General features: G+C 60.4%; 21 protein-coding genes. 13 read left to right on the top strand and 8 right to left on the bottom strand.

Annotated elements, in window-relative coordinates:
- On the bottom strand, positions 1 to 3,314 hold a 3,314-nt coding region (locus AC3WLT_RS24580; protein WP_492594278.1), incomplete at its 3' end, for an ESPR-type extended signal peptide-containing protein.
- A 696-nt stretch (positions 3,315 to 4,010) separates the two neighbouring features.
- On the opposite strand from AC3WLT_RS24580, the gene AC3WLT_RS24575 reads away from it, so the two are divergent.
- The 13 genes from AC3WLT_RS24575 (at position 4,011) to AC3WLT_RS24515 (ending at position 16,232) form a co-directional block, all read left to right on the top strand.
- A complete protein-coding gene (locus AC3WLT_RS24575; protein WP_492594277.1) occupies positions 4,011 to 4,286 on the top strand; it encodes a Flp family type IVb pilin in 276 nt (91 codons plus the stop codon).
- A 25-nt stretch (positions 4,287 to 4,311) separates the two neighbouring features.
- A complete protein-coding gene (locus AC3WLT_RS24570) occupies positions 4,312 to 5,838 on the top strand; it encodes a pilus assembly protein TadG-related protein (protein WP_492594276.1) in 1,527 nt (508 codons plus the stop codon).
- Positions 5,835 to 6,722 (top strand): hypothetical protein, encoded by an 888-nt coding sequence (locus AC3WLT_RS24565; RefSeq protein WP_492594275.1) that lies wholly within the window; start codon positions 5,835 to 5,837, stop codon positions 6,720 to 6,722. The genes AC3WLT_RS24570 and AC3WLT_RS24565 overlap by 4 nt, the downstream gene beginning before the upstream one ends.
- The gene (locus AC3WLT_RS24560) at positions 6,719 to 7,468 is read left to right on the top strand and encodes a hypothetical protein (protein ID WP_492594274.1); all 750 of its coding nucleotides are present in this window, start codon (positions 6,719 to 6,721) and stop codon (positions 7,466 to 7,468) included. Before AC3WLT_RS24565 ends, AC3WLT_RS24560 begins: the two co-directional genes overlap by 4 nt.
- A gap of 1 nt (position 7,469) precedes the next feature.
- Positions 7,470 to 7,676, top strand: coding sequence for a hypothetical protein (locus AC3WLT_RS24555; RefSeq protein ID WP_492594273.1), 207 nt, complete (start codon positions 7,470 to 7,472; stop codon positions 7,674 to 7,676).
- Positions 7,677 to 7,696: 20 nt separating this feature from the next.
- A complete protein-coding gene (gene cpaB / locus AC3WLT_RS24550; protein ID WP_492594272.1) occupies positions 7,697 to 8,788 on the top strand; it encodes a Flp pilus assembly protein CpaB in 1,092 nt (363 codons plus the stop codon).
- A 24-nt stretch (positions 8,789 to 8,812) separates the two neighbouring features.
- Positions 8,813 to 10,504 (top strand): type II and III secretion system protein family protein, encoded by a 1,692-nt coding sequence (locus AC3WLT_RS24545; protein WP_492594271.1) that lies wholly within the window; start codon positions 8,813 to 8,815, stop codon positions 10,502 to 10,504.
- A gap of 21 nt (positions 10,505 to 10,525) precedes the next feature.
- A complete protein-coding gene (locus AC3WLT_RS24540) occupies positions 10,526 to 12,451 on the top strand; it encodes a TadA family conjugal transfer-associated ATPase (protein ID WP_492594270.1) in 1,926 nt (641 codons plus the stop codon).
- Between the two features lie 10 nt (positions 12,452 to 12,461).
- Positions 12,462 to 13,310: a type II secretion system F family protein gene (locus tag AC3WLT_RS24535; RefSeq protein WP_492594269.1), complete on the top strand. Its 849-nt coding sequence runs from the start codon at positions 12,462 to 12,464 to the stop codon at positions 13,308 to 13,310.
- 3 nt (positions 13,311 to 13,313) lie between these two features.
- Complete coding sequence (locus AC3WLT_RS24530) at positions 13,314 to 14,195, top strand: type II secretion system F family protein (RefSeq protein ID WP_492594268.1); 882 nt, start codon at positions 13,314 to 13,316, stop codon at positions 14,193 to 14,195.
- On the top strand, positions 14,192 to 14,542 hold the full coding sequence (locus AC3WLT_RS24525; protein WP_492594283.1) for a DUF192 domain-containing protein: 351 nt from the start codon (positions 14,192 to 14,194) through the stop codon (positions 14,540 to 14,542). Before AC3WLT_RS24530 ends, AC3WLT_RS24525 begins: the two co-directional genes overlap by 4 nt.
- An 89-nt stretch (positions 14,543 to 14,631) precedes the next feature.
- Positions 14,632 to 15,372, top strand: a complete 741-nt coding sequence (locus AC3WLT_RS24520) for a TadE family protein (RefSeq protein ID WP_492594267.1) — start codon at positions 14,632 to 14,634, stop codon at positions 15,370 to 15,372.
- A 386-nt stretch (positions 15,373 to 15,758) separates the two neighbouring features.
- On the top strand, positions 15,759 to 16,232 hold the full coding sequence (locus AC3WLT_RS24515; RefSeq protein WP_492594266.1) for a lytic transglycosylase domain-containing protein: 474 nt from the start codon (positions 15,759 to 15,761) through the stop codon (positions 16,230 to 16,232).
- A 34-nt stretch (positions 16,233 to 16,266) separates the two neighbouring features.
- On the opposite strand, the gene AC3WLT_RS24510 is transcribed toward AC3WLT_RS24515, so the two are convergent.
- The 7 genes from AC3WLT_RS24510 to AC3WLT_RS24480 form a co-directional block, all read right to left on the bottom strand.
- The gene (locus AC3WLT_RS24510; protein WP_492594265.1) at positions 16,267 to 16,971 is read right to left on the bottom strand and encodes an Hpt domain-containing protein; all 705 of its coding nucleotides are present in this window, start codon (positions 16,969 to 16,971) and stop codon (positions 16,267 to 16,269) included.
- Between the two features lie 24 nt (positions 16,972 to 16,995).
- Positions 16,996 to 17,637: a response regulator gene (locus tag AC3WLT_RS24505; protein ID WP_492594264.1), complete on the bottom strand. Its 642-nt coding sequence runs from the start codon at positions 17,635 to 17,637 to the stop codon at positions 16,996 to 16,998.
- 139 nt (positions 17,638 to 17,776) lie between these two features.
- Entirely contained in the window at positions 17,777 to 18,430 is a 654-nt protein-coding gene (locus AC3WLT_RS24500; RefSeq protein WP_492594263.1) for a hypothetical protein, read from the bottom strand.
- 174 nt (positions 18,431 to 18,604) lie between these two features.
- A complete protein-coding gene (locus AC3WLT_RS24495; protein WP_492594262.1) occupies positions 18,605 to 19,444 on the bottom strand; it encodes an ABC transporter permease in 840 nt (279 codons plus the stop codon).
- A gap of 24 nt (positions 19,445 to 19,468) precedes the next feature.
- The gene (locus AC3WLT_RS24490) at positions 19,469 to 20,746 is read right to left on the bottom strand and encodes an ABC transporter permease (protein WP_492594261.1); all 1,278 of its coding nucleotides are present in this window, start codon (positions 20,744 to 20,746) and stop codon (positions 19,469 to 19,471) included.
- A gap of 304 nt (positions 20,747 to 21,050) precedes the next feature.
- Positions 21,051 to 22,100 (bottom strand): ABC transporter substrate-binding protein, encoded by a 1,050-nt coding sequence (locus AC3WLT_RS24485; RefSeq protein WP_492594260.1) that lies wholly within the window; start codon positions 22,098 to 22,100, stop codon positions 21,051 to 21,053.
- 108 nt (positions 22,101 to 22,208) lie between these two features.
- On the bottom strand, positions 22,209 to 23,315 hold the full coding sequence (locus tag AC3WLT_RS24480; protein ID WP_492594259.1) for an ABC transporter ATP-binding protein: 1,107 nt from the start codon (positions 23,313 to 23,315) through the stop codon (positions 22,209 to 22,211).
- Positions 23,316 to 23,363 lie beyond the last annotated feature (48 nt).

The raw sequence follows: 23,363 nt of genomic DNA, 5'->3' as shown, positions 1-23,363 counted from the left end.
ACGCCCCTCAGCGTAATCGTGTTCTTCGACGTATCGTCATAGGCAACGAATGCGCCCGTCACATTGCCGCTGCTGTCGATGTTCGCGCCCATCTCCTTCAACTGCTGCACGTTCACCGCGTCGTTGTTCGCCTTGCCGTCCGCCACGTTGGCCAGCGTCACCGGCGTCGTCGAGCCGACACCGCCCAGCGTCACTTTGCTATGCGACGACGTGTCGTACTGCACTCCGTTGGGCGATTCACCGGTCGCAATCGCCGCGAGGGCCGAAGCAACGTCCGTGTATGTCTTCCCGCCGATTGCATAAGACGGCTTCGTGATCGAACCGTCGGTACCATTGACAGCCGCGCCGCCGCCGAGCGCCGTCAGGACGCCGGACAGCTGGCCGACGTTAACCGCATCGGTGGCTACCGTACCGGCTTTCACATTGACAACCTGACGTTGCGCCGTGCTGCTGCCCACCGAAATGGTGTTGGGGCGATCCGCCGACGAATTGGCGCCCAGTGCGACGGAATTAGCCTGACTGGCGCTTGAATTGCTACCGAGAGCCATCGAATTCGTGGCCTTCGTCGCCACGAAGGCATCGCTACCCATCGCGACAGAATTCGAGGCGTTCGTCTGGCTGCTAGAGCCGAGCGCCAACGCGTCTGCGCCTTGTGACTTAGACATATAGCCAATCGCGACACCATTGGTACCGTCGTTGCTAGTCGTCGCGCCGGATCCAATTACTGTCGCGTTCAAAGCCAGAGCTGCTGCTCCGGTGCCGACGGCGGTAGAGCCGGCAAACCCCGTGGCAGCCCCGGCACCGACGGCCAGCGAGCCTTCGCCCAGTGCAGTCGCCGTAGGACCAATCGCCATCGCGTCTAGCGCGTTATCTGTAGACGTCGTAGTACCCTGCGTGACATTTGAGCTTACCGAGATGTAGCTGGTGACCGGCACTGCCGCGAGAAGCATCGACTTCACGCCGATCGACGGCTGCGACACCTGCTGCGTGAGGGTATTCTGCATTGCGGTCAGCTGAGCCAACGTCACGACATCACTGGGCGCAACGCCGTTAGCCACGTTCTCGATGCGGCGTTCGAAGCCTTTCGATCCAACCGAAACCGTGTTCACGCCGGTCGTCGACGAATTCGAGCCAATCGCCACCGAATTTGCGAACTGTGAGCGAGCGCCCGCTCCAAAGGCCAACGCACCCGTCGCGCCCGCGTACGCTCCGCCGCCGATCGCCACCGTTTCGCCGGCGGTCGCAATCGCCCCAGACGACCCCGATACCACCTTGATGTACTTGGTGGTATCGGTAATCGTGTTGTTGATCGTGCTAACCGTGCCGTCTACGCGGGCAATTGCCGCGTCTACGCCGGCAAGTGCCGCGCCGACATCGGCATACGTCTTGCCGCTGAGCTCGTAGCTCGGAAGGGTAACCGTGCCGCTCGGGCTCGCGCTTGAACTACCGCCCAGCGCAAGCGCCACGCTGTTCGCCGTGTTGTAAAGTTGCGAACCGTTGACTGCGTCCGTGCTATTCGAGGTGATCTGACCAGCTGCCACATTCGTCAAACCGACTGCCGCCGTTGCGCCTGTGCCGCCGAGCGTCAATTTGTCGTGCGCCGACGTGTCATAGATAACTGCGTCAGGCGAACCGCCGCCCGAGATGTTGGCAAGCGCGGTATTCATTTGACCGAGGTTGACGGCGTCAGTGTCCTGCTTGCCACTGAGAACGTTGGTGATCTGACGTTCCGAGCCGGCTGCACCGACCGACACGGTGTTCTCGCGATCGGCCATGGAATTCGAACCTAGCGCCACCGAGTTGTTTGCCGTCGCGATGGAAACGCCGCCGATCGCCACCGAATCCGTACCGACTGCCGACGAATCGGCAAGCGTCGAATTGGCGTGGAAATACTTGACGCCGCGATTGTAAATGCTCACCCCAATTCCGCCCACGTTGTCTGCCAACGCGTTCAGGTTCCGGTTCGTCGTGTACAACTGGCCGCCGTTGACCGCGTCAGTGCTCGAGGCCGACGAGATATCGCCAGGCGCCACGTTTGTCAGCTTGACCGCATTCGTGTGGTCCACACCGCCGAGCGTCACCGTGTCGCGAGCCGATGTATCGTACGTCACCACGAGCGGTGAGCCCGCGATACCATTGCTCACGATGTTGTTGACGACGTTCGTCACGTTGGCAAGGTTGCCTGATATGTTGGCGACATTATTGACAACGTTCGTCACGTTCTGGTTCGTCTGGTATAGCTGCGAACCATTCACTGCATCCGTACTCCATTCGGATGAGACATCGCCGGCCGTCAAATTCGTGATCTTTGTGCCGGTTGCGCCCTTGAGCGTAATCAGGTTGGACGCGGAGTTGTCGTACGTAACGGCATTGTCGGCAACGCCACCACCGCCGCCACCGCTGACGCTTGCGATCGCAGCATTCATCTGGTCGACGTTGACAGCATCGGTACCCGCGGCGCCGGCTGTCACGTTGGTAATCTGTCTCGTGTACTGCGATTTGCCATCCGCCGACAGAAAGCCGATCGACACAGTATCGTCACGGCTGGCAACCGAGCCCGCGCCCAGTGCAACCGTGTTGTCCGCAATCGCAACAGCGTTTGCACCGTACGCACTTGACCGGTTGCCAATCGCCATTGCCGACGGTCCGGAGGCAACTGAACTGGCTCCCTTGGCCTGGGCATCGGTATACCGGTCGCTCGAAGGAGAGTTTGCCTGGAAATAACGCGTGCGCTGATACAGCTGCGCCCCGTTCACCGCGTCCATGCTCGTCGACGACATGTTGCCTGCCGCCACCCCGGTGATCTTATGGCTGCTCAAGTCGACTTCATTGAGCATCGTGATGCCGCCCACACCCTTGAGCTCGAGGCGGCCATCGTCAAAACCGGTTACGCGGGCAGTTATGTTGCCGCTGTTGTAGCCATTTGCGCCGCTGTCGTCTGCCGCGTTATTCAACGAGAACGACATCCCGCCACTGCCGCGGGCGCCGTTGCAGTCCATGAAGCCGACGGAGCTCGACAATGGCCCCCACGAAGACCCGACCCCACCTACCCCGCCAGGACATAACTCAAGACCGCCCTTCCCAGTGGTCGCCTGGGCCGCTGCCGTGCCCGGCAACATAGCCACGCCGATTGCCATGGCAATCGGCATAAACGCGGCCTTCAGCGGGGTGCCCGGACCGGCCGCCGCGTCCCTGCCGGGCGAGATCGCACGGGAAGACGCAGCTCCGCCACCGCAGCGCGCCTTGGCAGTTTCGGGCGCAGCTACCCACGTTCCGGATGCGTCGTTCCAGACGCTGATATACGACTTGTTCATAAATCCCCTAAAATCGGGCGAGCCCCGCTTGCAATTAGATTTGTAAAACCGTGCCCTACTGGTTTCCGCAAAATTCCGCAAAAAAATCGGTCGCAGACCATAAAGTCTCGACCTGGATTTTTCACGCGTCTTAAATCTAACTGGATGCCCCATCCCTAAAAATCAGGAAAATAGAAATTCGTGTCAGAATAATCCGAATCGACTTGAGATAATTCGCGGACGGCCAATTACCCACGCCAGGCTTGAGTTCGCCATTTATTTACCTCAGCCGGGATCAAGCGGCGCGCGAAGCTAATGTCGCGCCGTCGCAACAGGGATACACCGAGACAAGAAATACAGAACATGCACGCGCCCGCCCAAGGGCAAGCCGCGCTACGAAGCTATGTCCCCGGGCGCCTCACGGCCTAGCTCGCGTCGGCACATTCACGTCAAGACGCTTGTCAGACGATCGCCAATTTCTCGCCCGCCAAACAAACTATTTACGCTTTCGGCTGCATGCGCATTTACACCAAAAGCTTCAGAAATTTCCCACGAGTATCTGCCCATGCTTACTCCTATACTTCGCACCGGCACTGTTGCCCGCGCGTTTTGAGCAGTGAATTTTTTAATTTCTGCTTCTTTTAAAAGCGATAAATCCCGCAAGGCCGCAGCCGGACAATATTCAATCTTTTTATCAATCAGTTTGAAATAGACATCATGAAAATTTCACAAATTCGCCGCAAGAATAAGCAGCTTGGTCAGGGCATGACCGAATACATCATCATCGTCGCGCTGATCGCGGTCTCGGCAATCGGTGTGTATTCGCTTTTCGGTCAAACCCTGCGTAATCAGACCGCCGGTCTCGCAAGGGAAATGTCCGGCAAGGACGCTGTAGAAAACATCGAGTCGGCGAAAACCAACGCGGACACGGCGACCGCCAACGCCAACAAGACGAAGAACATGGGTACGTATAACGACAGCAACAACAAGTAATCTCGTCTGGTTAGCGAAATCAATCATGAACCGCTCTGCCCGCAAGGGCAGGGCCAGGGTCGCCGGCGCTAGCGGGCAGGCGCTGGTCCCTGCACTGATTTTTCTTCTGGTCGGCTGTATCGGCCTGTATGTGGCGTTCAACTCGTTCCAGATGACGAGCGCCAAGATCAAACTCCAGAACACCGCCGACGCAGCTGCGTACAGCGCCGCCGTGCTGCAGGCGCGCGACTACAATTTTTCCGCCTATACGAACCGGGCAATGGTCGCCAACCAGGTCACTGCCGCGCAAGTGGTCGCGTTGAAATCCTGGATCGACGAACTCGATGCGACTTACACCCCGTCACAGCTCGACTCATCCATCAATCGATTGGCTGACCATCCGGCCCGATGGAGCACGCCCAAAAGCGTTGGCAAAAATGATATTGCGCCCGTGCGTGCGGCGCTGGACGCCTTGCTGCCTACCGTGGCTACGGGCATTGGCACCCTCAATCGCGCGCTAAGCACCGCGCAGGCTAACTACCATGCGGCGATCTTCAGCGCCGTGCCCGACACCGCCGACGCCATCGCCCAGCAAAACCAGCCCGACACGCACGTCACCAGCGGATACTTCATCAGCCCGCGCAACGCGGCACAGCTTGCAGCCTGGAGGTCCTATACGGCCACGATCACGCCTGCCGGCACCATCGGGAAGGACGCTTTCGCCGATGTGGTGACGGATCCGAATACCCTCGACGGTTTCGTCAAGAATCGCGACTCCGTGCGCAGCGTCGCGCCCAACTTTCAGCAACTGGACGACACGGCCGACAACCTATGCGGAGCCAACAGCTCGTTCACCGTCTACGTCACGCATGACGGAGGTACCCAGCTACGGAGCGACAAGTCGGGCTGGCAGTCCATCGATGCGAGCACCGCGCATATGCGGATCAGTTGCATTGGCCCCCTTGAAGCCGAAGCCGGCTTCGGCGGTAGTGCTAACGGAAACGTAACCAGTTTCATGACTCATCCGCCGTTCGCCGCATGGCAAGACTGGCAAGGCTATGGCGGCTACTTCAACTTTGGATATCAAGGGAGTTCCAGGCCCGGATGGCAGGTGCCCGATGCGATGGCGGAACAGTTCCGTCGCGGGCCCGGCCCCTCGCTCGACGCGACTAACGGCGGCCTGTTGCCCTACCAGAACGTGACCGGCACGCCGCTCAACGCCGCTCCGCGCATCACCATCGAAGTCACCCGCAATAGCAACACGTTGGTCAAGACAGTGGACCTGCGCGGCGGCGGACGGATGGCTGTCGACGACAACGCTGCCGGCGGTGCAATGCGGGCGCTGTCGAGCGCCAATGCCTATTTCGTGCGTCCCGACGAGACGTCGTTCGGCGCTTCGATCATCGGCGGTCTGGTGAATGCCGGCCAATGGGCGCGCGCCGATCACAAAACCGAATACCCGAGCCTGTTCAGTCCGTACTGGCAAGCCACGCTTGCACCGGTCAGCGACAGCGAACGCGCGGCGGCTCAGGCAAGCCAGATTTCGACGGCCACTCAGGCCCACAAGCAATGACGCGATTCGACAACAGAAAACCCTCACAGGCTGGCCAGGCGATGGTGGAATTCCTCGTCTCCATGACACTGGTCATGAGCGTGCTGTTGCTCGGCATCGTGATGCTTGGCAAGTTCAACGACATCCGCAACCGGACGCTGATGGGCTCGCGCTACGTCACGTGGGAACGCACCGTGTGGTCGGATAGCGATCCCAAAAAGAACCTTGTCGCCGATCCGACTACCGCCGAGGGCTGGTCGAGTACCTACGGTAGCGCAGCCTTGACCGCGAGCAAGGTGGATTCCGAGCTCAACAACGAGGTGATGCAACGCGTCCTGGCAGGCGACAATTCGCCGATTTCCAGTACCGACCGGAAGCAAAACAGATTGGCCGCGACCCAGCCGGCCATGTGGAACGATTACGGCGGCAAACCTCTGCTGGCAGCGGCAGGCGACGTTGTGGTCAGCACCAGCGCGGACGCCGATCCTGCGAGCAGTCAGACCAGCTACGCCGTTAATCCGTTTGGCACGATGACAACCGGAACCGGTGGCCAATACCTGTCGCAACTCAGCCTGCCGACGCGCACGCTGCAATCCGGCACGCTCAGTATTTCGATCGCCCAGGACAGCGACGTACTTAAGCGTCTGTGGCCTAAAGATAACTTGTTGCCTGCGTTCAGCGGCCTGACCTTCTCCGACACGAACGTGCTGATGACGAATACCTGGGTTCCTGACGGTACGGACAGCAACAAAGCCGTATTCAGCCAGGCGGTGCCCGCTGCCAACGTCGTGCTGGTCCAACCATACGGGTATCTGGGTCTACGAAAGTACGCGCCCGAGATTTCGTCGCTTGAGTTCGGCCGTGTTCAGCAAGACGTCGTACCGCCCAACCGCTTAAGTCCATGAAGCGTTTCAATGCCCTCGCTCGAGGCGGCCGCCTGGTTGTCACGTTATTCGTCACGCTATTCGCCACGCTGTTCGCCGCCTTGGTCGCCGGCACGGCCGTGGCCGGCACCGCGTGCAAGAAACAGCCCGTACAACCGCAAAGCATCCAGGCTTTCGGTCGGGACATGATCGTGAACGGCGTGCCCACATCGGTTGTCGGCATGCAATTCAGCGGTGCGCCGAGCGACGTCGCGCAGGCGTTCCGCGAATACTGGAAAGCCGAAGATGTGCCGTCGAAAAACCAGAGCAGCGCCTCAGGGATTCTGCTCAGCGCGCTCGACGAGCACTGCCTCTATGTACTCAGTATCCCGCCTCAACCAGACGGCGCGCATACGCGCGCAATGATGAGCGTCATCAAGCTCGGCAGCGATCAGGCGATCCATCGGATCCCGGATTCGGCGGTCCCGCTGCCCGAGGACAGCAAGGTCGTCTCGGATGTCGAGAGCCACGATCCCGGGCAAACCGGGCGCACGTGGCTGCTCGATATGCCGGGAGAAGCACGCTGGAACGCGCAGCGCTATCGCAACAGGCTTGCGGCGCGGGGATGGTCGAGCCTCGGCCGTCAGCCGGACTATCGGTCTGCCGGAACACAATCCGCGCACGGCACGGCATTCGTCATGCAACACGGCGGCGACAGCGTAGACGTGAGCTTTTCAGATCGCGATGGAAGAACCGTCGCAGTCGTCAACGCAACAAGGAACCGTTGAGATGCAACACCCAGGAATCTTTAAGCGCCTTGCGGGGCGGCGCGCTCGCCAGCGTGGCCAGGCCTACGCTGAGTACCTCGTCGTCGCAACCGCTCTCGTCGGCATTCTGCTGATGGCAGCAGGCGACACCGTAGCGCCGTTTACCGCCCTCGTCACGAGCTTCAAGTCGGTTTTTAGCGCCTATAGCTTCACCCTCTCGCTTCCCTGATCCGCAAGGATCAAATCGTTATGCTGAAAAAAATCAAACTTCGCTCGCTTCTCGGAAATTCCTGGGTATTGCTCTTCCTTGCTGTATTGGTCGCCGGTGGTCTGACGTTTCTCCTGTACACGTACCTGACAGACCGTGAAAACAAGCTGAAGGCCGACATGGCCGCGCGTCGCGTGCGCGCCGGCGTGGAGGTCGTCGTGCCGGCACAGGACGTTCCAGTCGGCACACCGCTGTCGAGCAGCGATTTCGTCGCGCGCGAGATTGCACCCGATCTGGTTTACGACGACATGATCCGCGCGGAAAACTTCCAGCAGTACCACGCTTCGCATCTCGTCAGACCGGTACGTCGCGGCCGGCCTTTACGTGCCGGCGACATTGACTCGCTACGTGGCCGCGATTTTTCCGACATCGTTCCGGCCGGCCAGCGCGCGGTCACGGTGGAAATCGATACCGTCAACTCAACCGCACTGATGCTCCGCCCAGGTAACCGCGTCGATGTGTACTGGGTCGGCAAAGTCTTCCACCAAAATCAGGCCTCGGACGACAAGAAAGTGGCCCAACTGATCATGCCGAATGTGCTGGTTCTCGCAACCGGCCAGGACATGCGCCCGCGCGACGCAGGCGAGGCAGAGCTGCAAGACCAGGCGAATGCCAACAGCAGCGCCATGAGCCGGCAAGAAGGTATGGGCTACACCACCGTAACGCTGCAGGTTCCGGTGGACGATGCTCCGCGCATTGCCCTTGCACAAAAAATCGGTGGCCTGCGCCTCATTTTGCGCAATTCAGACGACAAGGGTGCGGACGGGCCGCTGCTTGTGAAAGAAAGCGACGTGTTCATGGACCCGGATCGAGGAACGGCCACTGGCACCGGCCCCGTGGGCCAGGTCGTTGAAGTCATTTCGGGCGGCGGCGCGAACAGCAGCGTGCTCGTTCCCCAAAGCGCGCCGCCCGCTTCCGCGAAGGAAACGCCGGCCGCCGCACCTGCGCCCGCCAACGCGGCTCAACCCACGCCGGCATTGCCCGAGCGTCAGCCGAGCCTCTACGAGCAGGCCAACGCCATTGCCCAACAACTGCAGAAAGCCGTCGCGCCCCGCACGTCGAAGCAGAACTGAAGTATCGAGCCCAGGTTTCACACCATGAAAGTCAAACACAATGCGGCCCAATTGCGTCGCAGGGTCCTGCCGTCCCTTCTTATCGGCATGTTGTTATGCCAAGCCGCTCCGGCTGCGCTCGCTCAAGCCGCGTACCCGTCCACCAGGGACGATGCTTCGGCCAGCACCCGGGTGCTCGAAATGTTTCGTGGCGAAGTCCGCATCCTGCATCTGCCCGGCACGATCAAGCGCATCGCGATCGGCAACGGCAAGCTGATTACCGCGAATGTGGTCGACGGCAGCCTGATGCTGCTCGGCGAGCAAGACGGCATGACGTCGCTCGTGGTGTGGACCGAAAAGGGTATTGCGCTGCAAACCACGGTGCGAATCGCAAAGTCCGAGGTGAACGCTTCACTGGAACAGTTGCGTGCCGTGTTGAAATCGGTGACTGGATTGCGTATCGATGCGATCGGCTCGAACATCGTGTTGTCCGGTGTCGTGCACCGTGACATGGCGGGAATCGTCAAGTCAGCCACGCAGGACATGAAGAACGTGATCGACACCACCACCATCGACGAGGGCGACGCGCTCAAGAAGACGATTCACTTCAAGGTACAGATCATGGAGGTCACACGCAATGCTCAGAAGAACCTCGGCATTGCGTGGGACAGCAGCTTCAAGGGACCGCAGATCGGCGGTGCGACGAGCGTCGCCGCGGGTGCCGCAAAAGCCGTCACCGCGGGAACGAGCTATTTCCTCGCAGGCCTTGCCTCTAACATCACCTCACAGATCAACTTCGCCATCAACAATGGCGACGCGTACATTCTCGCCGCGCCAGAGCTGAATACGAAGAGTGGGGGCACCGCAAGCTTCCTCGCGGGCGGCGAAATACCGATCCCGCAATCCGGCGCACTGGGCACGACCAATATCGAGTACAGGAAATACGGCATCAAGCTCAACATCATTCCGGTTGTTGACGCGAACAACATCATCTCCGCGCATCTGACAACCGAGATCAGCCAGATCGATCCCACCGTTACGTATGGCGGGATGCCGGGTTTCCTGACTCGCAGCACGAGTTCGGATATTTCGATGCGCCCAGGCGAAACACTCGCGATCTCCGGACTGGTGAGCGCGGACGCGGTCAACGACAGCAACGGTATGCCGTTCCTCGGCCAATTGCCCATCCTGGGTCATCTGTTCCGCTCAGACAGCTTCCGCGCCAAGAAGAGCGACCTCGTGATCTTCGTGACGCCTGTCATCTCCGATCCGGAGCTTTCGCCCAACACCGAGTTGCTGGCGCGCGCCGACAAACTGGATCAACGATACCGTCAGGAGTACGGTCACCCGAACCCGCTCGTTTCCGATGAAGAAAAGGCCCCGGAAATGCCTGCCCCGCGTCAGCCGATCGCGCCGACACCAGCCCTGCCCCCCGCGCCGATCCGTAGCACGCCGGTGCAGATAGCCACTGAGCCGCAAGGGCCCATGTCCGCTCCGGTTCCGCATCAACCGCTGGTCCAAGCCGCTCCGGAACCCGACCTCAACGCGGCAGCTCAATCCTCCGCGCCCCAGCCGCCCGTCAGCGAGCCGCCGGCTGGGGTCGCCGAAGCCCTGCGCATGCTGAGCGCCACACAGCAGCCGCCCGCTGCGCCGCCTTCGCCGACAACCCCCGCGCAGCCAGCCGGCAACGGCAAGCTGCCGCCGCAGGTCGGCGTTCTCGGCAACGCAGACAACTGAGTGGATAGGGGGAGAAGTTAGATGCTCAATTTGCAAGTCCACACTCGCAATGCGCCCATGCGCGCTTTCGAAATCGATCAGGGCTGCACGATCGGTAAGGGCGCCAGTTGCGACATCACGATCAAAGGCATGCTGATCGGCAAGCTGCAAGCTCGCATCGTGCGTGAAAACAACGCCTACTACATCGAAGATAAGGGCGGAATTGCAGCGACACTCGTCAACGGTTCGCCGATCACGCGCTACGGTCCACTCGCTGAGGTGGACCAGATAGAAATCGGCATGACAACGATAAAAATCGTTCGCGCAACGACCGCGGCCCAAGCCGCGCAAGCGGCAGCGGCACGTCCGGTCGATCATCCGGCGGCGCATGCTGCGCAGCCGGAGACTGAGCCGCCGACGTACGCACAATCGTCCTACGCGCAAGGAGCGGGCCTCCCGGATGCCGGGTCGTCGTACTCACCGAACCCTGCGTCGCAGTTGCCCGCCGTATCGCACCCCGATCACACCGGTCAGGTCCTGCCGGTTGGCGCGACGCGCAACGACCTCCGGTCGTCCACGCCGCACTCGAGTGTTCACACGGCTGACGCGTCGACTGTTCAAGCTGCGCCGGGCCCACAAGCCGTGCGGGCAATCAAGGCAACGGCGCCTGAATTGCCTGTTGCGCCGATCAACAGTCCCCTCGGCATCGAACTGCGCAAGCAGGCGCACATGAAGGTCATCGCGGCGCTCGACTTGCGGCGTCTGAACGTCGCCCGCATGGAAGACGACGAGCTGCGTAAAACCGTCAGCGCGGCGCTCGACGAAATTCTTAACCACGACACCAGTTTCCGTACCGCGGACATTCCGCTCGAAATCCTGAAGAAAAGCGTCTTCGATGAAATTATCGGTCTCGGCCCGCTCGAAGAGCTGATCGCGGATCCGAGCGTGTCGGAAATCATGGTCAACTGCCATAACGAAATCTTCATTGAGCAGGCGGGACGGTTGACCCGTTCGCCGGTGATCTTCACCGACGACCGCGCAGTGCTTGGCGCGATTGAGCGCATTGTTGCGCCGGTTGGCCGCCGCATCGACGAAAGCTCGCCCATGGTCGATGCGCGTCTCTCCGACGGTTCGCGCGTGAACGCAGTGATTCCTCCGCTGGCGTTGAAAGGGCCCAGCCTGACCATCCGGAAATTTTCCAGGCGCAAGCTCGTCGGCGAGGATCTGATCAGCTTTGGTTCGATGTCACCCGAAATGCTCGAGTTTCTGCATACGGCCGTCAAGCAAGGCGCGAACATCATCATCTCCGGCGGCACTGGCTCCGGTAAGACCACTTTGCTGAACGTGCTGTCGAGCTACATCCCCGACGACGAGCGCATCGTAACTGTCGAGGACGCTGCGGAACTGCAACTGTCGCAGCCGAACCTCGTTTCGCTGGAAGCACGCCCTGCGAATATGGAAGGCAAGGGCGCCGTGTCCATCCGCGATCTCGTGAAGAACTGCCTGCGGATGCGTCCGGACCGGATCGTCATCGGCGAATGCCGGGGTGGGGAAGCGTTGGACATGCTGCAAGCAATGAACACCGGTCACGACGGTTCGCTCACCACCGCACACGCGAACACCCCGCGCGACTGTATCGCACGTCTTGAAGTGATGACACTGATGGCGGGTCTCGACCTGCCGGCACAGGCGATTCGTGAACAGATCTGTTCGGCGGTCGACATTATCGTGCAGCAGTCGCGCTTCTCTTGCGGTTCGCGTCGCGTGACGCACATCACCGAAGTCAGCGGCATCGAGTCGGGCATGATCACGCTTCACGATGTATTCATCTTCAAAGAGGAAGGGTTCGGCGAAGACGGCAAAATTCAAGGCAAGTTTATTCCCACCGCCTACATCCCCGACTTCTATCAGGAACTGATCCGCAGGCGCATTAATGTGAATACCGAAATATTCACGCGAGCGGAATGAGAGAAAAGCCATGAGTCTTCCCATCATCCTCGGACTGGCGTTCTTCGGCAGCCTCATCCTGATCTGGCTAATCGCCCGGCTCGGCTCGACCTCCCTCGAAGCCGGTTCACGGCAAATGGCAGGCGAAATCGAATCGTCACTCGCCGACGCTTTCGTGTTCGTGAACCGGCAAAAGATGGCCGCGTGGAGCATGCTCGCCATCGTCGGTTTGCCGGTCATTGTTTTCCTGTTGAGCCGCAACATCCTGATCGCTTTCGCAACCGTGCCGGTCGCCGTGACGTTGCCCAAGAAGTACCTTGCGCGCATGCGCAAAAAGCGTATCGATACAGTCGAAAAACAATTGCCCGATGCGTTGCTGATGATGTCCGGCGCGTTGCGGGCCGGCGCCAGCTTTCCCGCCGCGCTGGAAGCTGTCGTGAGTGAATCCGCCGCGCCGATCTCACAAGAATTCGACCTCCTGATGCGGGAAATTCGTCTCGGCATCGATCTCGATATCGCGATGCGCAACGCTGAAAAACGCATTCCGATTCCCGACTTCATGATGGCCACGGCCGCCGTCACCATCGCGCGTGAAGTGGGCGGGAACCTCGCTGAAACGCTGGAATCCGTCGCGCGCACATTGCGCGAAAAACTGCAGATGGAAGGCAAGATCAAGGCGTTGACATCGCAAGGCCGCATGCAAGGCATCGTGATGACCTGCCTGCCGCTGTTCCTGATGCTGGTTCTGCGCTTCATGGAACCCAAGGCCATGGCGCCGCTTTTCAGTGAGCCAGTCGGTTGGGCCACCTTGGCTGTCATCGGCGTAATGGAACTTCTCGGCTACGTGTCAATTTCCAAGATCACCAACATCGACGTGTAACTTATGCTGCTATTTATCGCTTTCGCCGTCAGCGTCGGTGTACTTATCGTCGGCGTCGTCATTTTCAAGTCGGTCGATGGTCTGACTCGCAACATTCCTGAAGAGGATCGGCTCTATCTTGATCCACTGCCCAGGTCGCTGCGGATTCTGTGGCCACTCGTCAATTTTGTCGTATTTCACTTCGGCAATAGATTCAGTCCCAAGCTCGTCGCAAAGACGGAATTGCAATTACGGCTGACGTCACTCACGTTCCTGATGAACGCGCAGCAGTTTCTGGCGTTGTCCCTGATCGGCGCGCTAGTGGCCTCGCTCGTCAGCGCGCTGCTGCTGCTCGCGCTCGGCATGTTTTCGGTTTTTGTGCCGATCGGCGCGGCCCTGCTGGGTTATTTCTACCCGCGCATCTGGACACGGAACGTCCGTCGGCGCCGTGTCATGCAAATTCTCAAGCATTTGCCGACCTATCTGGACTTTCTGACACTTGCCGTCGAAGCCGGCCTGAATATCAACGGCGCACTGAAAAAAGCGGTCGAAAAAGGCCCTGAGGGTCCGTTGCGCTGGGAACTCGAGCACGTGCTGCGCGACCTGAAATCCGGGCTGAACCGTACCGAAGCGCTCCGCCGCCTGGAAGACCGGTTGCGCATCAAGGAAGTGACGAACCTCGTCGGCGCGATTGTGCAGGCCGAGCGCATGGGCTCCGGACTGGCGAAGTCATTGCGTTTCCAGTCTGAACAGCGCCGCTCGGAACGCTTCCAGCGAGCGGAGAAGCAGGCCATGGAAGCACCAGTCAAATTGGTGTTTCCGCTGCTCTTTTTCATTTTCCCGATCACCTTTATCGTGCTCGGTTTCCCGATCGCGATGAAATTCGTGCAGGAAGGTCTATGGTGAAATCGACCCGCCTTCGCGTTCGCGGACAGGACCTCGGCGTCAAGGTCTCGATCACTGAGACCACGCGTGAGCGCATGCGTGGTCTGCTTGACCATGATGATCTGCCGCGCGACGAAGCACTGCTTCTGAAACGCTGCGGTTCGGTCCACACGTTCGGCATGCGCTTTCCGATCGACGTGCTGTTCCTCGACCGGCAGCAGCGCATCGTAGCGATCCATCACAGCGTGCCCAGGCGGCGCATGCTGCTTAGCCTTCGCGCAAGTCAGACCCTGGAAATGCCGGCGGGCATGGCCCAGCAGTTCCAGTTCGCGCGTGGCGACACGCTTGATTTCGAGGACATCCGGTGATCGACCCACGTTGCATGTTGCGTAGCCTTACATCGCCCCGTGCGGGATCGATCCGAAGTGCACGCAGGCTCCGGCAATCCGGTCAATCGATGGCCGAGTTCATCGTTATCGCGCCCGTGCTGCTGTTCGTGTGCTTTGGTGTCATCCAGTTCGTGCTGCTCTATCAGGCGAAGTCGACGCTGGACGTCGCCGTGCTGGAGGCCGTTCGCGAAGGCGCGGTCAACAACGGCTCGATGAAGGCAATGCGGGCGGGATTGGCGCGCGGGCTTGCGCCTATCTATGCGCGCGATGCCAGTGCCGAGGGCGTCGCTGCCGCGCTGACCCGTGCGCAGTCGGATGCGGTCAACCTGAGCGCCATCACCATATTGAATCCCAATCGAGCGGTGGTGCAGGATTTCTCACGGCCGCGCGTGTATCAGGACCCGGCTAATCCGATTATGGAAATTCCCAACGATACCTTGATGTATCGCGATTCGCAGACGCCTGGACCCAACTCTCTGATGAACATTCAGGACGCAAACCTGCTGAAGATTCATGTGCACTACTGCTACGAGATGTACGTACCGTTGGTCAACAAAGTCATCTACTACGCGGCCAACATCATCGGCAGTATCGGTACGGGGGGCATTCTGACGCGCGAACCCGCCAACGTGAACAACGATCCCTACGGTGCGCCACAGAACGGTGACTATCTGTGCAAAACCAAACTTGTGGACGGAATCGAAACGAATCGTTGGCTGCTGTCGCTGGATTCGGAGGCAATGGTGCGCATGCAGTCGCCGTTCAGAAATTCCGCGGCGAACGACTCCCCGAATCCCACAGGTAATTGATGGCGCGTCGTCTACGTAATTGGCCGCCGGTCTCGCTCGACGCCGCGCCCAGGCGGGTACGCCATGCCGCGGATAAGACTTTGCCGAAGGCACGACTGTATGCGTGGCTACTTGCCGGTCTAATCATGGGATCGGCGTGCCTGTCAGACAGCGCGCGCGCCGCAGACGTCACAGCCGCGCGTGCCCGTCATAGGTCCGGCGTGGTCATGATGGTCGGCGGGATGGCCCATTCGGACGACGCGGTCGAACCGGCCACGCCATCCCTATCAGCACAATCCGTCGTTTCGCCTGACGACTCCGGGCCGCTGTCCCTTGTCTTCCAGCCAGGCGCGGTTTCTTCAACGACATCGACACCGCGAGGTTCCGCCTCTGTCGCATCTCGAGTCATGGCGCTCTCGCCGTTGATCAACGAAGCCGCTCGCGCAGCCAATGTGGACAGTGCGCTGCTGATGGCGGTAATCGACGTCGAGTCAGGCGGCAATCCACAGGCTGTCTCGCCCAAAGGCGCAACAGGACTCATGCAGTTAATGCCGGGCACAGGCGCACGGCATGGCGCGTCCGACCTGTTCGATCCTCTGCAGAATGTCAATGCGGGAGCGCATTACCTGAAGCAACTGATGCGGCAATTCGGCGATCTGCAAGTCGCGCTTGCCGCTTACAACGCCGGCGAAGGCGCAGTGCAGAAGTATGGCAGGCAAATTCCGCCGTATGAGGAAACGATGAATTACGTGCCCAAAGTCATCGATCGCTATTTCCGCTATCGGGATGCGATTTCATCGACGGGGACCATGCAGGAAAAACCTGCATCGGGCGGCGCTATCGGACGCTTCTTGCAGGTCCGTCAAACGGGTGGGGACTGAACCATGCCAGCCTGCCGGTTAGCGGGTATCGCGTTTACTGGACCACGCCAAGCGATGTCTGCACCGACATCTCGAGGCTTTCGAGCGTATTGACCGCCAGCGGCATAAGCGCTTTGACCAGTTCGACCTGCCGGTCCCGTGCCGCGGTTTCCAGACGCTTCAGTAACGCCGTCAAGCCGCCGCAGTCGAGTATGCGTGCCGATCCCGCGATTCGATGCGCCGCGCTGCGCACCTCATCCCACGCTTCGCGGCGATCGCTCTCGCACAATGTAGCGAGTCCAGTTCGATTGGTATCGATGATCAGGCGAAGCAAATGGGCGCCGGTGGCTTCGTCGCCGCAAGCGAGTTCGTCAACCTTCGCGCGCAGCGACCGGCGTTCAGTCGCCGTGAGCGCGATGTAGCGTTGCGCGACGAGCGCCTTGCATAAGGCGAGCTCATCGACCGGCGCAGTCAGAATGCCGTGGAATAGCTTCTCCAGTGCGGCGCGCGTTGCCTCGGGGATATCGGCCGGCACGACGACGAATTTAATGCGGTCGGCTGGCATCGTGTCCCAATCCATCGCCGACGCAGCGCCCTTGTCGTCCGCGGACCACTGCACAATTATCAGTTGAGGCGAAACAGAAACCACCATGGTCGATATGTCAGAGCGTGGTGTGAAGCCGAGACGTTCGAGCACTCCATTCAGTCCGCTCGCCAGGCCCCAACCAGCCTCTGCGCCAATCAAGCTCACGTAATGCATGCTGTCCATCCGAACTGTTGCGTTTCACTGCGCCGACGCGATACGGCAGCGGCGCGCCAGATCGACCAGTTCGACGAGCGACCTGACACCCAGCTTTTGCATGATCCGCGTCTTATGGCTACTGACGGTCTTGTTGCTGACAAACAGTGCGTCGCCGATCGCCTTGTTCGACATGCCTCTGGAAAGCATTTGAAGAATGACAAGCTCCTTGTCCGACAGCAGCGCGAGCTTGTCTTCCTCACTTGCCGCGCCATCATTCGGCGCCATGCCTGAACCACTGCGCGTAACGGGGAATACCGTGTAGCCAGCCAGTACGGCTTCCACACCGCGCAAGATTTCTTTCATTTCCTGCGATTTCCCCACAAAACCGTGGGCACCGGAACGCATTGCCCGCGGGGCAAATGTGACGGGATCCTGGCCTGACAGCACCAGCACGCGGATCGAAGGATGCGCGAGCTTGAGACGCGGAATGACATCCAGTCCGCTGATGCGTGGAATATCGAGATCGAGTATCGCGAGGTCCGGCGCATGTTGCCGGGCCATTTCCACAGCGGCCTGTCCGTTGTCAGCCTCGAATACGTTTTCGACACCAAGCAGCTGCATGAGCTGCAGTCTGATAATCAGTCGAAATGCCGGATGGTCGTCGACAATCAGAATAGTAGACATATGTTTGTGTTCCTAATGAAAGAGACCCTTGCGTGCAAAGGAGATGCCGCGGCGAAATCCCGTCCCGTTGCGCGCATACGCATGCCGGGCTCTAGATAAAAGACAGGGAATCGGCGCGCAGCGTGATGGTTTGCGGCGGCTACGCCGCAGCGGTCGGTTGAGGCGCAGCCTGGGCGCATTGCAACGCGGTCTCCGCTGATTTGCGCAAATTGTCTTTAATCGCTGGCAAGCGCTTTTCGGCGGAAGTGAAATTGCGAACCCATGCGTCGTGCCCTGCTTGCATCAGTTCGACTTCTCCACACGCAAGGGGTGGTTGCGCGTCCGGACATTGCGCGATCGCAGAATCAGCCTTAATGGTATTGACGACTTGCCACAAATCGGGGCGCACCGTAGAAACGGTTCGCAAAACCGGATTGGCTGCTGACAACGGCGTGCCATTCTCAAGCCCCATCGTGATCAATGCGGCCTGGTCGATCGCTTCCTCGACGAAGCCCCAATGGTCGTGAGCCTGCGACGTCTGCTGGCCCGCATCGATCCAGCATTGCGCCTTTGCGTGAAAATAGCTGTTTTTGTCGCCGGGCAGGCGATCGAGCCGCCGCTGCAGCGACACCAACGCGGCCTGGCTTCTGACGATGGGGGCGTAGGTGCTGACCCACTGCCAGCTAGCCGCACCTGCAGCGCTGTCTTGCGAGGCGCCAAGGCCCGTTTTCAGCACCGTGGCATCCTCGATGCCGAGACGATCACGCGCGGCGTGATCCGCGCAGCCGGACAGGGGCAGCGCGAACGCCAGCATCGTTAGCTGAAATTTCATGGAATATCTGCGTCGAGCGCATCTTCTATAAGAAGTCTCGGAGTATGAACAGACGCAGACCGGGGCGGAATGGGAAAATTCTTAGAATGACATCGGAAGTTTTCAATACGACGGCTTATGCCCATGCCGCATGACAGCCTCTCCGCCAACCGACACTCAGGCTTTCACCGCCCGCGCCGCATTCCTCCCGCGCAGCCACTCCAACGCCAACAGCAAGCATGTGGAAAACACGATCAGAATCGTCGCCAACGCCGCAATGGTCGGGCTGATATTCTCACGAATACCGGTGAACATCTGCCGCGGCAAGGTCGTTTGATCCGCGCCCGCCAGAAAGAGCGTCACGACCACTTCATCGAACGAAGTCGCGAACGCGAACAGCGCGCCCGAAATCACGCCCGGCGCGATCACCGGCAAGGTAATGCGAAAGAACGTCTTCACCGGATTCGCGCCCAGCGACAAACTGGCGCGCACGAGGTTGTAGTTAAAGCCCTGCAACGTCGCCGCCACCGTCGTCACGACGAACGGCACGCCGAGCGACGCGTGCGCGAGAATCAGCCCGATATAGGTATTCGCGAGCCCGAGCGGCGCAAAGAACAGATACATGCCGACGCCGACCACCACCACCGGCACGATCATCGGCGAAATCAAAATGGCCATCAGCAGCGCCTTGCCGCGGAAGTTCGCCTTGGTCAGGCCGATTGCCGCCAGCGTGCCGAGCACGGTCGCCACCACTGTCGCCGACGGCGCGACGATAAAGCTGTTCTTCGCCGCCATGCGCCATTCATCGGACGCGATCAGGTTCTGATACCAGCGCAGCGACCAGCCCGGAATCGGATACACCAGAAACGTACTGGACGAAAACGACAGCGGCACGATCGCCAGCACCGGCAGGATCAGATACAGCAGCGTGAGCACGGCAAGCGCGCGCAACGCGAAGTACCACACGCGTTCGATCCATGACGTATGCGGCGCAAACAAGGGCTTGGCAAGTTTCATCGCGGGTAAGCTCCGTTCAGGCGATCAGCCGAGGCTCAGTGACGAGCGCGTAAAGCGCCCATAGATGACGTACAGCACGAGCGTCGCGGCGAGCAGCAAACCGCCGAGCGCACACGCCATGCCCCAGTTGATCGTCACGTTCGTGAAGTACGCGACGTAGTAGCTGACCATCTGGTCGTTCGGTCCGCCGAGCAGCGCTGGCGTGATGTAGTAGCCGATCGCCAGGATGAACACCAGCAACGCGCCCGCGCCGATGCCCGGATACGTTTGCGGCACGTACACGCGCCAGAAGGCGGCGAACGGATGGCTGCCGAGCGAGATCGCGGCGCGCTGGTATGTCGGCGGGATCGACTTCATCACGCTGTACAGCGGCAGGATCATGAACGGCAGCAGGATGTGCGTCATCGAGATGTACACGCCGGTGCGGTTGAACAGCAGCGCGAGCGGATCATGCAGCAGTCCGCTGCCGATCAGCGCCTTGTTCACCAGCCCCTCGCTTTGCAGAATCACGATCCACGCCGCGACGCGCACGAGAATCGACGTCCAGAACGGAATCAGGACCAGAATCATCACCAGATTCGCGCGACGGTCGGAGAGCGTCGAGATCCAGTAAGCGAGCGGGTAGCCAAGCAGCAGCGCGAAAATCGTCACGGCCGCGCCGATCACGAAGGTGCGGCTGAATACGGCGAGATAAATCTGTTGGTCAGGATCGGTCTGGATGATGTGGCCGAACGCGTCCTGCTTGTGATCGAGCGAAGCCAGCAGATAGAACTGCGAATACGCGCTGGAATTCTTCGCAATCGCTTGCCAGTAGGCAATGTTGTTCCAGCGTTCGTCGAGCTCGACGAACTTCGCATGGACCTGGGCAGGCGTGAGCGTCAACGGTTTGCTGTTGTCGTCGGCGAACGGCATGGCGCGTGCCGATTTCGCGACCAGCGAGCGATAACCCGGAATCTCCACGTTCAGCCGTCGCGCCAGCGCACCCATGCCGTCGCTGTCCGCGATCGCGGTGAGGTCGACCGCCAACGCGGCATAAGCCGCGTCAGGCGGCGGCGTCTTGCGGTCCCACCCGCTCAGTGCATTCAGCGTATGCGGCAATGCGCCAACCACTTCCGGATTCTGCGCGGCGCGCGTCAACAGCGCACCGATCGGCACCACGAAGATTAGCAGCAGAAAAATGGCGAGCGGCGCGATCAGCAGCAGCGCCATGGCGCGCTTCCTGGCTTCCGCGGCCTTCAGTTCGCGTTTGAGCCGAACGCTCGACTCGGGCGTCGAATCAGCGGCGATCGTCATGGTAGTCACACCCTTCTCCTGTGTCGACCAGAGTTAGCGCTTTAGCGCTTACTCTGGTCCCATGCAAAGCTGTCGACCAGAGTTAGCGCTTCAGCGCTTACTCTGGTCCCATGCAAAGCTGTCGACCGGCGTTAGCGCTTCAGCTGTCGGCTGGAGTTAGTGCTTTAGCACTTACTCCAGCCCCATGCAAAGCACTTACTCCGGTCCCATCCATCTAGCCGGGCACGCACGCCGAATAGACATGCGCGCGTTATGTTGCATCGTCAAAGGGCGGCTCGATCAAACCAAGCCGCGCCTTCTCACACCCGGCAAATTACTTCGAAGCCCACGACGAAAAACGTTGCTCCAGCTCATCACCATGATCGGTCCAGAACCCGAGGTTCTGCAGCACGGCGTTCTTGCCATTGGCCGGCGAATTCGGCAGATCGGCAAGCGTCTTCGCATCGAGCGCCTTGATCGCCGCCACGTTCACCGGACCGTATGCGATGTGATGCGCGTATTCCGCCTGGGGCTTGGGCGAAATCGAATAGGCGATGTACTTCTCGGCCAGCGCCTTGTTCGGTGAGCCCTTCGGAATTCCCCAGTAGTCGAGGTCGTAGATGCTGCCGTTCCAGACCACCTTCAGGTTCTTGCCTTCCTTCTGCGCGGCGTCGATACGGCCGTTGTACGCGGTGGACATCACCACGTCACCCGCGACGAGGAACTGCGGCGGCTGCGCACCCGCTTCCCACCACTGGATATTCGGCTTCAGCTCGTCGAGCTTCTTGAATGCGCGGTCCTGACCTTCCTTGGTGGCGAGCACCTTGTAGACGTCCTTCGGCGGCACGCCGTCGGCCATCAGCGCGAACTCCAGGTTGTAGCGCGCGCCCTTGCGCATCGCGCGCTTGCCCGGGAATTTCTTCACGTCCCAGAAGTCGGCCCAGCCGGTCGGCGCGGTTTTCAGCTTGTCGGCGTTATAGGCGAGTGCCGTCGACCACACGAAGAAACCCACGCCGCAAGTTTGCGGCGCTTCCGGAATCAGGTCCGACTTCTTGCCGATCTTCGACCAGTCGAGCTTCTCGTACAGCCCTTCGTCGCAGCCGCGGCCGATGTCGCCGGATTCGACTTCCACCACGTCCCAGTTCACATGCTTCGCTTCGACCATCGCCTTCACTTTGGCCTGCTCACCGTTGTATTCGACGGCGGTCACCTTGTTGCTGGTTTGCGCTTCGAACGGCTGGTTGAATGCGACCTTTTGCGCGTCGCCATTCGCGCCGCCGAAATTGACGACGGTCAGTTCGGCTGCATTGACCTGCGCGGCGCCCAGCGCGAGCGCCACAGCACCGACAGCGATGGCGCAGCGCGATTTCCCGATCTTGCTCATGGTGTGTTGCTCTCCTTTGGTGGTTTGCTTCCAGCTAAGTACGATGCGACTTTTTATGTGCTGCCTGCCTGACCGGCCTGCGTTGAACTGCCCGCGCATCAAACGCGCTCACGCCCCGGCAAACACCCGCAGATGCTCGGCCGCGAACTCCAGCGCGACCGGCGCGCCGGGCGCGAAGGATTCGAGTGCGTCGGTGCCGAGCGGCACCTTGACGAAGCACTCGTCCTGCTCCGGCAGGCTACAGCGCATGCGCACGTGGTCGCCGAAATAGATCAGCCCGCGCGCCTCGCCGGCCAGCGCGTTGGCGCCGGGGCGCGAGACGCCGTTCACCAGGTTGGCGAGCTTCATGCGCTCGGGCCGGATGCACGCAACCGCCGGCGTGCCCGCCCGCGCGCCACCGATATTGCGGCCGGTGAGCCGCGTGCCGTCAATCAGATGAAACTCGCAGTACTCGCCATCGACGTTCGCGATCGTGCCGCGCAGCTTGTTGCTGTCGCCGATGAAGTTCGCCACGAACTCGTTGCAGGGCGATTCGTACAGCCGGTCGACGGTATCGAGCTGCTGCACGATGCCTTTGTCGAACACGGCGACGCGGTCCGACATGGTCAGTGCCTCGCCCTGGTCGTGCGTGACGTAGACGAACGTGACGCCGAGCTTCTCGTGCAATGATTTAAGTTCGTACTGCATGTGTTCGCGCAACTGCTTGTCCAGCGCGCCGAGCGGCTCGTCCATCAGCACGAGCTTCGGCTCGAACACCAGCGCCCGCGCCAACGCGATCCGCTGCTGCTGGCCGCCGGAAAGCTGTGCCGGATAACGTTTTGCGAAGCTCTCCATGCGCACCATCTTCAGCGCGTTATTCACGCGATGCGCGCGCTCATCCGCCGAAAGCTTGCGTACGGTGAGCGGATACGCGACATTCTGTTCGACCGTCAGATGCGGAAACAGCGCGTAGTTCTGAAACACCATGCCGATGTTGCGCTTATGCGGCGGCACGGTATTGAGCAGCGTGCCGTCCAGCCAGATCTCGCCGCCGGTGGGGAATTCGAATCCCGCCAGCATCATCAGACAAGTGGTTTTTCCCGAACCCGAAGGTCCGAGCAGCGTCAGGAATTCGCCCTGGTAAATATCCAGATCGAGCTGTTTGACGACCAGCGTTTCGCCGTCGTACGTCTTGCGCACGCCCCGAAAGCTGACGATCACGTCATCGGTTTTCATCGCCTGGTCTCCTCTGCGGTCCGGCTGGCTCCCTCGTCGAAACAAAGG

This window comes from Paraburkholderia sp. FW306-2-2C-D06C (assembly GCF_058781505.1).
Note: the sequence above shows the minus strand (reverse complement) of the source record. Positions and strands in the feature narration are given on the sequence as shown.